Raw genomic sequence first — 12,310 nt, 5'->3', positions numbered from 1 at the left:
TTCACTTTGCTAACGTAATTTTATTACGCTGTATTACATACCCTAGCAGGCAAGCCGGTAACGTCAACGCGCTCTACTAACGTGACAGCTTACGCGCCTCACTACCACTAACCATAGCATGAGACCCTATGAGACTACAAAAAACGCCCTTCGATGTGTTCCCACACTCAAGGACGTTTAACGAACGGTTGCTTGACAGCGTAAACAACTTAAAGCAATCGTTCTTATACCAACTATTAGAAATAATAGTGACGGTCGCACCCGTCTTAGTTTGGTTAGTTAAAACTTTGCTGCATTACTTCTAATAGTAACACCGTACTACTAAAACCATTATAGTAGTATGGTCGTAAGCTATCAAGTGTTATCGCTTAGTAGTTTACGACTATATTACTACTACAAGCAATAAAGGAGCCACAAACATGCTAGATAAACTCATTGTACTGTTTACTATACTAACCACGGTCGCGCTAGTCATTGCCGGTATTGTCTACCTACTCAACTTATGAATGAATATCACGCACATGATGCGCCATGCGTTCGTCACCTTTGCTATCAGTGCTAGAATGAACGAACGTGATGTTATGAATTATGTTGGCCACGCAACCATTACTATGACCCAAGAATACAATTTAGGGACGATTGAGGGATTGGATAAAGTTGCAAACACACTGCATAACGCTAATCTATAAATATTTTCTGTCTTTTGTCCAACGTGGCGCTTCCATTTCGGCGCCATTTCGACGCCAAGCGGCGCCAAAAATGGACAAATATAGACAAAAAACGCAAGTATGTTCCCCTGTTCGGAAGCAAACAAAAACCCTTAGAAACGTTGCTATAACAGCATTCCTAAGGGTTTTACATTATTCACAAACAATAAGGAGATAACAGGATTTGAACCTGCGCACCCGCTCAACACGGGTTCGACGGATTTCGAGTCCGTTGCATTACCGCTCTGCCATATCTCCGAAATATATTAGTACATCTTCTAGTATACTAAAAAAACGTCACCGTGAAAAGGTGGCGTTTCAAAAATCTTAAATTTGAATTGGTACCGGTTGATCAAAACCTAACGCGCGGTAAATTACAAAGCGGTGGCAGCCATCCATTACGACTAACTGCCCACCCCGCTGCTTGATGTGCAAAGCAATTGCCATATACTTCTGGTCTTCAGTTGCCAAATTATATAATATCCGTTTCAAACTGAAAATATTAACACTTGGATCATGTAGTAAATCACGGAGTGTGTGTTCTGCCGTTTTGTCATACCACCCATCCAATGCTTGCACCGGCAATGAATCCGCGGGTAAACATGGTTCTTGATGTTTTTCACATTGTTGATTAAGTAAATTTCGCCCATACAATTCATCAATCACGTTAATTAATTGCGTCGTGGTTATTGGGAACTCATCAATTTCGCTACTAGAACTCATTGTTGCTGGATCTGCTCCCAATGTTTTCAGAATGTCGGACGCGGCATGATGTGCGTTCATGATATCCACCGACCTTTCATGAATGAGAGCAAGCTATATATATTTACACTTAGATTATAACGCGAATGGCGCCAAATAAAAAAAGATATGCCCACCGGAGTGAACATACCCTTACGTACTAAGTTTGAGCACATAACCAAATCAATGATAACCGATTTGATTAAATCTGCACCTCAACGAATTGTTTGATTAAACTTGCGCATTATTTCAGCGGCTTAGTTGGTTTTCAATACGCTTCGGGCCACAATGTTTTTTGTTAGTTTGAGAATTATTACTAACTAACGGAGTGCCGGCAAATTGCTTGACGGGCGCAGCCTTTACACCGCGACTGGGGGAATATGTGTGAAGCACATATTTTCGCTGAGGATAAGATGAGGACTCTTGGGGATTTATCCCCTTAGAGTCCCAGCTTGTCCGAACCTCCCAAGACCGCACTCTGGCTTGGGAGGCTGCTTCCAGCGTGGTGCGCCAAGCAGTTTGCTGGCACGCAGTGACCTATTCCAACGTCAAACGGAATACAATCGCTAATCCTTCACAATCCGCACACTAACGCCCATTTCAAACTGGGTCGTGTCCAACGTTGCGTTTGGTTGGAGATGTTGATAGAAATCGGTATCGTTAGCCACTAATTCACTCACTTGATAACGCCATGGTACTAGTGGTAATTTGGCTAAAATCGTCTTATCCGTTTCAGTCATCGCATTGATGAACATCCGAATAATTAAACGCCACCAATTAATACCGGTGATTTTGTTCATGAAAGCGACTTGGCCATATGGCATTGGCCGCATGTCACTTGCTTGCACGTCCCGTGGTAATGGGAAATGCTCACTAACAACTTGATACAGCCCCGGTGTGTCAAAATCCAGTGTTGGCAACGGCACATTTTCGGCTAGATAAGTCGTCAATACTTGATGGTCCATCATTAATTTACCTTGAACGTGATCCGTTAAACTAATTAACCGTAATTGGTTACCATCGTATAAATAGTTGGCGGCATATTCGTGCACGTCTTTGGCAGGGCCGGCTGGGCTGTACTTTTCTTTAGCTAAGACGCGGACATTCACCTTACGATCACGGAGTGCGTTAATTAATTTAATCCGATTCCCCGGCACAATGACGACTGCTGGTTCTTCTAACTCAACCACATTCATCACATCCGAGATTTCCAAAGGCTCAATATATTGTTTATCTGCCAACTGGGGTGTTAATGACAAATCATTGGGATTATTGTTCATAATTATCGAGCGAATGTTATTACGGCGTAACTCATCCAATACAACTGCGGTCGTATATGACCCACTCGCCCCATCCCCGAGACGAAATGCCCCCGTCCCAATCACAAGGACTGGTTTTTCGCTCAACCGGGTCGATTCGTTTTCCATCTCAAACGTACTATAGTATAACGTCACATTTTCAGGGAACTCACCAGCTGAAGGTTCAATTGCTTTATAGGTTGGTACCAAATTATTTTCCCGCCCAAGTCGGCGCACGTCATCAAATTCCTGATGCCATAATTTAGCAATCAAACCATCCGACAAGCCGTAATACTTGGCTTGCGTCAATAAACCAATATCGCCGGGATGTTCAGCTACATCGCGTTCCAATTGCATAATGTGCTGTAATTTATAAAAATAGTATTCATCAATTTTCGTTAATTCAGCTAACTCATCGACCGTGTATCCCCGACGTAATGCTTCAATTAGCAGCAAGACCCGATTATCACGGGGGTGAATTAATTGTTGAATCAAATCATTTTCGGGCACGGCGTTCATAATCGTTGGTGAAAAGCTCCGATTACTAAAGTGCGCCGCCCGAATTGCTTTTTCCAGCGCTTCTTCAATCGAACGCCCCACCCCAATCGTTGACCCGACTGATTTTTGCATCGTGTTTAACTCACGGTTAACTTGGATGCCGGCATTTTCGATTTCACCAAAAGCAAACACAGGGAACCGAACAACGATGTGATCCATGACAGGTTCAATCATCGCCATCTTTTTGGCAAAGACACTTGGTAAGCGTACTTTAGTCAGTGGAATTCCTAAGACCACACTGGCCATCACTAATGCCATCGGATACCCGGTTGAACGAGCGACCAACGCACTGGTCATGTCAAAATATGGGCTAACTTTAATAATAAAGTACGTATCAGTTTTTGGATCAAGGGCAAATTGAATATGGGCTAGGCCGACAATATTCAAAGCGCGCATAATCCGAAATGCTGATGAACGCAAGCGTTGGAATTCGCGGTCGGTCAACGTTTGGACGGGACTAACAATGATTGAGTCAGCCGCATGAATACCAATTGGATCAATATCCTCGACTGCCCCGATAAACATCTTCGTGTCACGCATATCACGCATAACTTCCAAACCAACTTCACGCAACCCGTTAATGCCTTGGTCAATCACAACTTGGTTCGTCAAACTTTGGCGGAAAGCAACTGTCAGCGCTCGATCCAAATCATCTGAATCATTAGCTTGTTGGCGGCTGGCCTCAAACTGCGGTGCCACCGGTTTAACAATAACCGGGAACCCCACAGTCCGCGCAATATCAAACGCCGCTTCAATCGAATTGGCGACTTGTGACATAATCACAGGTTCATTAATTGCCCGTAAACGTTCATTCAACAAACCTGGATTGTTAATCATTGAGACCGTGTTTAGTTTGACCCCTAACAATGAAATATGCTTTTCATTATCATCATTTTGCATCAATTCTTCGACTAAACGAAATGCGGTCGTACCACCAACGGCCGGAAAAACGGCATCAGGGTGCTCAAGATCAATAACTTCTTGAATACTGCGCATCGTCAATGGCCGCATATAGGCCGTGGTGTGGTCACTTTCCAACGCGTAGGAATATGGATTGTCATCAACTAAGACGGTCGCAATCCCTAACTGTTTGAAAGCATCAATCACTTGGTAGGCCGCCGTATCTAATTCTGACTCACGGCCAAAATCATTAGCGCCCGCACCAATTAACAAAACTTTTTTAATTTTTTTATTCAACATCAGCTAGAACCTGTCCTTCGTATCCATCATGTCAAAGAAATCATCGATGACATCGGTTGCTTCTAGAGGTCCTGGGGCAGAATCTGGGAAAAAGGCCACTGAAAAGGCAGGGAAATCCCGGTGCCGCAACCCTTGAACTGAACCATCAATCACATCAAGGTGTGTTGTAATCAACCGATTATGATCAATTGACACCGGATCAATTGCGTAACCGGCTCCTTGACTGACATACATCAGCGCGTTCGTAATAACTTCACTGACGGGGTGATTAGTCCCATGATGTTCAAATGGTAATTCAATTAATTGGGCATCATTAGCTAAAGCAAAGATTTCATGCCCCAACCCGATTCCAAGCAGTGGTACCCGCGTTTGTAAGACACGCATTAATTCAAATACGGATTCTGGTAAATCGCGCGGATCACCAGGCCCGGTTGAAAAAATAACCCCATCTGGATCCAGACTCAGCACTGCTTCTGGATCGGTTGTGTATGGCAAGACCGTTACATCCGCATCCCGTTGCCCCAACTGGCGCAGAATCCCATGTTTCAAGCCAAAATCAATCACGACGACCGTCAACCCATTCCCTGGGTTCGGATATGCGCGTGGTGTCGCCACAGCAGCAACTTGTTGATTAGTGAGCACCGTGGCATTTAATTGGTCAAATGCGTGGTCGTCGGGAAAATCAACGATACTAGCCTTTTGCGGACCAGTTTCACGCAAATGCCGAATTAATGCCCGCGTATCAATTCCCGCAATTCCGGGAATATTATGTTGCGTCAAAAATTCATTCAAATTCATACGCTTTTGCCGATTAGTCGAAACTGATGCCACATCGCGGACGATGACCCCTTTGGCAGTTGGCATAATTGACTCATATGCATCATGATTAATCCCAGCCGCACCAATTGTTGGTGCACTAAAAATAATTATTTGGTTGTGATAAATCTGATTGGTAATAATTTCTTGATAGCCGGTCATGGATGTATTAAATACGACGTGCCCAAATGTCGTGGCACGTGAACCAAAACCAACCCCCTCATAGGTACTACCATCAGCTAAAATTAAATAGCGATTGCTCATATTAACGCAACGCTCCTTTCAGTTGAATCTTCAAAATGTGATTATTCGCCGATATAAACACCATCTGAGCCATCAATTTCTTCGACTTCAACTTTAATACGTTCGTTTTGCGCCGTTGGAATATTTTTACCAACAAAGTCCGCCCGAATTGGTAATTCACGGTGTCCTCGGTCAACCAGCACAGCCAAATTAATGCTTGCGGGGCGCCCGTTATCCATGATTGCATCCAAAGCTGCCCGAATTGTCCGACCAGTATACAACACATCATCGACCAAAATTACGCGCTTGTTGGTTAAATCAACATCAATGTCAACAATTCCGTGATCAGGGTTTTCAACGTCATCACGGTAATGCGAAATATCCAATTCACCAACTGGAATTTCAGTATTTTCAAGCTGTTGTAAACGCGCAGCAATCCGATTAGCGAGATAAACCCCACGTGTTTTAATTCCCACTAACACTAATTCGTTAATCCCCCGGTTACGTTCGATAATTTCATAGGTAATCCGTGTCAATGCCCGTTGCATTGCCATTGCGTCCACTACTTGTTTTGCCATCATGTCCTCCTATTGAGTTGCATTTTATATGCTCATTCTCATGTAAATTTCAGCGCAATTTGGTTCCTGAATCAAAAAAATAGGCTCTATTCCGGCTGACGTGGGATTCTCATTTCTATGCTTTTGTTTAAGCGCACTCACGTATCACGGAATATATCCTAGCCACTAGTTTGAGCACATCACAAAATCAGTGATAACCAATCTGCTCGATTTGCCCACCAACGACTTTTTTCTAGCCTGAGCATTATTACTAACTAACGGAGTGCCGGCAAATTGCTTGGTGGGCGCAGCCTTTACACCGCGACTGGGGGAATATGTGTGCAGCACATATTTCCGCTGAGGGTAAGATGAGGAGTCTTAGGAATTTATTCCTTAGACTCCCAGCTTATCCGAACCTCCCAAGACCGCATTTTGGCTTGGGAGGTTGCTTCCAGCGTGGTGCACCAAGCAATTTGTTGGCACGTAGTGGCCAAGTTTATTCAAGCCCACGGCAGAAGGAATAGAGCTAAAAAACACCACCCGTCAAAAATTGGCGAGTGGTGTTTTCAAAGTCAAAGCACATTTGAAATCCTCTCGTCTCTCTGGACGAAGTTAAGGAAAATCTTCTATTACAAATGTACACTTAAATGCCTAATAAATCAATCTTTTTGGTTGTTGTAACTATAAGCTGCTAACGTCAATTTCATTACCGTCATCAACTGGTTTTAACTTGCCCAAAGCAGCTTGGAACCAATCTGGTAATGGCGTATCAAAGACCAATTCTTCCCCGGTCGTTGGCTGGGTTAATCCTAAAGTCTTGGCATGCAAATATTGACCATTACCGGCCAATGTTTTCTTAGGCCCATAAAGTGGATCACCCGCTAGAGCGTGGCCAATGTATGCTAGGTGAACCCGGATTTGGTGGGTGCGCCCAGTTTCCAAAATGGCTTTAATTAAAGTATACCCTTCGTAGCGTTTCAACACTTCAAAGTGGGTCACTGCGTCGCGACCGTCCTTGACGACTGCTTGTTTCTTGCGATCATTTGTCGAACGCCCAAGTGGCGCATTAATCGTGCCCCGGTCTTCTTTGATATTGCCATGCACTAACGCAATATACTCACGCAAATTCTTCTTTGCTTTCAATTGGGCTTGCAAACTTTGGTGTGCCTTGTCATTCTTAGCGACCATCAACAATCCTGAGGTATCCTTGTCAATCCGGTGCACAATCCCTGGTCGAAAAGTGCCATTGATAGTTGAAAGTGGACTATGGAAAAGCAACGCATTCACTAACGTTCCATCTTCATGACCGGCAGCCGGATGCACAACCATGCCTTGGGGTTTGTTAACCACCAACAAATCATCGTCTTCATACACAATATCTAACGGAATGTCTTGCGGCGTCAAATCTAATTCAACGGGTGCTGGGGGATTAATCACAATCGCATCACCATTTTTCACGGCATACTTTGTTTTCACGGTCTTACCATTTACCGTCACTAACCCCGCTTTAATCCAATCGGCGAGTTGTGAGCGCGTAAAATCAGCAAATTCTTCACTTAAAACTTTATCAATACGGCCAGTCTGGTCGGTGATAATCACAGTTGTTTCATCCATTATTGCATCTCCCGATCCGTCAAAATCCCAATAAACAAGCCAATTACACCAACCGTTAAGGCCACGTCAGCGATATTAAAAATGGGAAAGTTAATAAATTGTAAATCAAACATATCCACGACAAATCCTTGCCGTACGCGGTCAATTAAATTACCCAGCGTTCCTGCAATCATGAGCGCTAATGAAATGTTAAACCAGCGATGCCCATATGTTTGCCGATAAATGTAAACTAACACGATAATCGCAATCGCACTAACAACATAAAAGAACCACATCCGCCCCGACATTACGCTCCAAGCAGCACCATCATTATGTAGCTTAGTTAAGCTGATGACACCGGGAATTAATTTTTGTTCGACTAAGGTTTGGCCGTGGACACCTAGTTGCGTACCTTGAATCCAGACCTTTAATAATTGGTCACCAATTAAAACAATTATCGCAATGATAATATCACGTACTAAATATTTTTTCTTCATGGAATGAATTTCCCTCATTAATTATTTAATTGTCGCCGGAGTTGATCTAAAACGGCCGCACCAACATAGTATTGGTACCTTTCACCATTCAACGTAAATTTGATTTGATGTTTCGTAAAAACAACGTCTTTTAATTGGGCTAAATCAACGGTATCAAAATGATAAAACATGCGCCCCAAAAACAATTTATTATTGTCAACGTAAATCGTGCGGCGTTTAATTGCGGTAATCACCAACAAAATAAATAATACTAAGGTCACCGCCGACCAGAAATTAAAGTGGGTAATTTCAAGTTGAATGATTAATGATAGTAACCCAATGCAGAGGACCCAACTCCAACTAACGATACACATTAGGCCGCTCGGTTGGTAAAATGATTGTATAGGTTTCAAATAACTCACCTCGAGGTTTTCTATATGATTAAATTATATACTGATGCAGCGACGCGCGGGAATCCCGGTCCGAGTGCAGCCGGCGTGCTCGTCGTTACCGACACCGAACAAATCCAACTAAAATTTCCACTGGGACAAATGAGTAATCACGAGGCAGAATTTGCCGCCGCCCTCATTGCTTTTCAACAATTACCAAAGTATGCCCAGCCAAACGAATCAATCTTCTTTTTTACCGACAGTAAAATCGTCGATAATAGCCTAACAACCGGCTACGCCAAAAATTTTCAAGCTTACGTTGACCAAATTAATGCCATCCAGGATCAATTTTCATTGGTTATTTCGCAATGGTTGCCCGAACGCGACAATCATGGCGCACACAATCTGGCGAATCAAGCGCTTCACGCAATGTAACCCAATCCAGCAGTCATCACGGCTACTGGACTTTTTATTATACTTCCTATTCAGGTTGGATATAGTTTTCAATTGGCTTTGTATATTTAGCAACGTCAATCGTTGTCCCTGTTGCCATCTCAGCTAATAACTTACCAATCAATGGGCCAGTCGTTAAGCCAGATGAACCTAGACCACTAGCTACCAGCACATCAGTATTCGTTGGCAATGGGCCAAAAAACGGCGCAAAGTCTTCGGTATACGCCCGCGTGCCGACACGAACACCCGTAATATCACTTTCACGTAGTGTCGGATTAATCCGGACGGAACTAGCAAACAAATCCTTTTTAACTTCGTCGGTTACCGTCAAATCATAACCCATGTCATTTTCATGCGTGGCACCCATGATTAATTTACCATGGCCGGCTGGAATGTAGTCGCGTTCGCCTTCGGGCATTAAGACCGGTTGTTGCATATCCGCACTGAATGCGGGTACCTTAAGTTCCAACAATTGTCCCTTTTGTGGCCGAACCTTCACGTCTAAATTCAACGGCGCTAACACCGCAGGCAGCCACGCGCCCACGGCCAAAATAACTTTATCAAAGTGTTCAGCGCCGTCAATTTGACCTGTCGCAGTTAAAGTAACTGCCTGTTCTTGCACATCAATATCTGTCGCAGCCAATAATTCACGGACAAATTCAGCCCCATCAATTTCAGCACCACCGCTAATAAACACGCCTGGCTTCACATTCGTTGCCCCAGGAACTAGCTCAGTGATTTCGGCAGGCAACAATGTCCGAATTTGCCCCATTGTTGGTGCTGCCATCGAACGCGTCAAAGCCAACGTCAATAATTCGGTCAAATCTTCTTTCGTTGATCGCGTAATAATCGTTCCATTTTGTCGATAGGCCGCCGTTGTTAACCCTGCATCCGTTACTAATTCTGGATACAACGCCGCACCGTCCTTGGCCAATTCATACCAACGCTTATTGCGCCGCTTAGAAAGCCATGGCGAAATAATCCCAGCTGATGCCTTCGTTGCTTGACCAGTTGCCTCATCAAAAACCACCACGTCCGCATGTAAATGTTTTTTCAAGTAATATGCCGTTGTTGCACCAACAATCCCTGCCCCAACCACAGCAATTTTCAAATTTTCAGTCATCAATCATTTGCTGTTGCGCGAATCTCACGTAACATACTCCTCAATTTTTAATTTAATTACTCTATTATATCAAAATTTTACCAACTACTTCGATAAAAGAAAAACAAACGTGATTTTTGTTGCGACATACATGTTTGTATTAGACAAATTTCAAGTAAGCTGTTGTTTATTCTTAGCCCACTACTATTTTTGGCTAAAATTTTTCTAGCGTGGAATTTGGATATGTGTCTCAGATTGATTCCCACTACAAGGCTGGAACCAGTCTGGACACCGTGATGGAAGACAAGCATTTGAAGCCACAGTGCGGTCTTCAAATGTTTGCGAAGCTTGGTTCGCTAATGCGGTAACCATTTTCACAAATCCATAATCAGTAACGAACACCGTTACTGATTATGCCATCACGGTGCGAGCTAAAGTCCAGCCTGTTTCCAGCCTCTTCGTTAGTTTGAGCAGGCAGTGGCATCATACATCTCATCACATTTTATAAATCCCACATCAGACGAAATAGGACTATTTTTGCGTTTATTCCACAGCCACCTTTTTAATATCATCTTTTGAGATCTTTTTACTGCACATGGTTGCAAAAAAACTGCTCCCAAACCCTTAAGTACAAGGATTCAAGGCTGTATTTTTTTTAGCGTGGGATTTCAATATCTCACGCTTTTTTGGTATTCAAATTTCACAAACTTTTCCCAAAATAAAAAGACATACATCGTCTTTCCTTGTTATTCTGAAGTTCTCACACAAACAGAAAAGGAAATACGACATATGCCCACTAATAATTCTATCTTACGTGCCACTGGATTAACAGACCCAAATTTCAATTTTCACATTACTGATGATGGTGAGTTCAACTATCTTACTCAGAATGACAAACATGATTACGCAACCCTTAATTACGCCGCTACGCTTGATGTTATGCCTGAATGTTGCCCTTACTGTGCTCATTCAAGTTTGTATCGCCATTCCACGGAATATTCGGTTCACGTATTGCCTTCCACAAACGGTTATCATCAAGTCCTACATCTCGACAAAAAACGTTATAAGTGTAACGGCTGCGCCCGTACTGTTGTCGCCCAATCCCATGATTTACGGGACAATTCTAAAATTACACGCCCTTTATTGCTTCAAATACTCGACCTCGCACGATTTGATATCTCAGCCAAGTTGATTTCATATATCCTCAAACTATCACACACTAAGATTCATAAACTTCTCAACGCCACAGCTGACCGTTACCGGCCAAACTATGAACAACAACTCCCACCAGTTATTTGTATTGATGAAGTTCAATACATGAAATCGCTACGGCTCGAAATGATCAATGGCTCGAATTCTGATTTTATCGAGATTTTCCCAGAGCGCACGAACGCTAAAGTTAGGGGCTATTTGGCGAATTTCTCGTTAAAAAATCGTAAATGTGTGAAACTTGTGGTCACTGATATGAACGCCAACTATCAAACTGTTGTCCGGCGGATGTTTCCTAACGCACAGGTCGTTATCGACCGCTTTCATACTGTCCAACTGGCGATGAAAGCCGTTCAATCTGTCCGAACTGGGTACCAAAACACTGTCGACAACCGTACTCGAATCTACAAAATTCTCAAGTCCAACTGGAAACTTTTCTTAACCAACGAGTCAAAGTATGATATTTTCGCATCGCGCTGGTTCAAAGGCATTAATCAATACGCTTTCACCATCGACATCCTTGATGAGGTCTATACCCAATGCCCAAACTTGGGCATTGCTTGCGAAATCTATCAGCTTATTTTACGGGCCGTAAACAGCCGCAAGGAAGATGAATTCGTCGCGCTACTTAAAAACTATAAAACTACTGGCACGCCCATGGATACGGTCATCAAAACTTATAAGAAATACAGACGTGGCATCATTGAATCGTTTAGAGTTAAAGCCAGTAACGGGCGTATTGAAGGCATTAATCGACGTATCAAACAAATGAAACGGACCGCCTATGGTTACGCTAAACCCGCTAACTTCTTCCATCGAATTCGTCTCCAATTATTAAATAAACACGTTTTAACATCACAATTCACTAAATTGATGACAGAATAAAACCCCGAAATCCGTTAAGATTCCAGGGTTATTTCACAAGCTTAATTTCGCCCAACCCACGTCAGACGGAATAGAGCCGGATT

General features: G+C 43.2%; 11 protein-coding genes and 1 tRNA gene. 3 read left to right on the top strand and 9 right to left on the bottom strand.

Annotated elements, in window-relative coordinates; genetic code table 11:
• Positions 1–506: 506 nt before the first annotated feature.
• Entirely contained in the window at positions 507–689 is a 183-nt protein-coding gene (locus tag EQG49_RS12395; RefSeq protein WP_133364274.1) for a site-specific integrase, read from the top strand.
• A gap of 187 nt (positions 690–876) precedes the next feature.
• On the opposite strand, the gene EQG49_RS12390 is transcribed toward EQG49_RS12395, so the two are convergent.
• From EQG49_RS12390 to EQG49_RS12355, 8 genes are all read right to left on the bottom strand, one after another.
• A tRNA-Ser gene (locus EQG49_RS12390) sits at positions 877–965 on the bottom strand.
• Positions 966–1,034: 69 nt separating this feature from the next.
• Positions 1,035–1,490, bottom strand: a complete 456-nt coding sequence (locus EQG49_RS12385; RefSeq protein ID WP_133364273.1) for a hypothetical protein — start codon at positions 1,488–1,490, stop codon at positions 1,035–1,037.
• Between the two features lie 524 nt (positions 1,491–2,014).
• Complete coding sequence (locus EQG49_RS12380) at positions 2,015–4,504, bottom strand: carbamoyl phosphate synthase preATP-grasp domain-containing protein (protein ID WP_133364272.1); 2,490 nt, start codon at positions 4,502–4,504, stop codon at positions 2,015–2,017.
• 3 nt (positions 4,505–4,507) lie between these two features.
• Positions 4,508–5,584: a carbamoyl phosphate synthase small subunit gene (locus EQG49_RS12375; RefSeq protein ID WP_133364271.1), complete on the bottom strand. Its 1,077-nt coding sequence runs from the start codon at positions 5,582–5,584 to the stop codon at positions 4,508–4,510.
• Between the two features lie 41 nt (positions 5,585–5,625).
• Positions 5,626–6,141: a bifunctional pyr operon transcriptional regulator/uracil phosphoribosyltransferase PyrR gene (gene pyrR / locus EQG49_RS12370; RefSeq protein WP_133364270.1), complete on the bottom strand. Its 516-nt coding sequence runs from the start codon at positions 6,139–6,141 to the stop codon at positions 5,626–5,628.
• Positions 6,142–6,801: 660 nt separating this feature from the next.
• Complete coding sequence (locus EQG49_RS12365) at positions 6,802–7,734, bottom strand: RluA family pseudouridine synthase (protein ID WP_133364269.1); 933 nt, start codon at positions 7,732–7,734, stop codon at positions 6,802–6,804.
• Positions 7,734–8,210 carry a signal peptidase II gene (lspA, locus tag EQG49_RS12360; protein WP_133364268.1) on the bottom strand — a complete coding sequence of 159 codons (477 nt, stop codon included), beginning with the start codon at positions 8,208–8,210 and terminating at the stop codon, positions 7,734–7,736. The genes EQG49_RS12365 and lspA overlap by 1 nt, the downstream gene beginning before the upstream one ends.
• A 17-nt stretch (positions 8,211–8,227) precedes the next feature.
• Complete coding sequence (locus EQG49_RS12355; RefSeq protein WP_279232811.1) at positions 8,228–8,611, bottom strand: EbsA family protein; 384 nt, start codon at positions 8,609–8,611, stop codon at positions 8,228–8,230.
• A gap of 15 nt (positions 8,612–8,626) precedes the next feature.
• On the opposite strand from EQG49_RS12355, the gene EQG49_RS12350 reads away from it, so the two are divergent.
• The gene (locus EQG49_RS12350) at positions 8,627–9,013 is read left to right on the top strand and encodes a ribonuclease HI family protein (RefSeq protein WP_133364266.1); all 387 of its coding nucleotides are present in this window, start codon (positions 8,627–8,629) and stop codon (positions 9,011–9,013) included.
• A 46-nt stretch (positions 9,014–9,059) separates the two neighbouring features.
• Here EQG49_RS12350 and EQG49_RS12345 read toward each other — a convergent pair whose 3' ends face one another.
• Positions 9,060–10,154 (bottom strand): NAD(P)/FAD-dependent oxidoreductase, encoded by a 1,095-nt coding sequence (locus EQG49_RS12345; RefSeq protein ID WP_133364265.1) that lies wholly within the window; start codon positions 10,152–10,154, stop codon positions 9,060–9,062.
• Positions 10,155–10,922: 768 nt separating this feature from the next.
• Between EQG49_RS12345 and EQG49_RS12340 the strand changes: the two genes are divergently transcribed.
• Positions 10,923–12,227, top strand: a complete 1,305-nt coding sequence (locus EQG49_RS12340; protein WP_133364264.1) for an ISL3 family transposase — start codon at positions 10,923–10,925, stop codon at positions 12,225–12,227.
• Positions 12,228–12,310: the final 83 nt, after the last annotated feature.

Origin of the sequence: Periweissella cryptocerci, from assembly GCF_004358325.1 — a bacterium.
Classification (GTDB): Bacteria; Bacillota; Bacilli; order Lactobacillales; family Lactobacillaceae; genus Periweissella; species Periweissella cryptocerci.
Note: the sequence above shows the minus strand (reverse complement) of the source record. Positions and strands in the feature narration are given on the sequence as shown.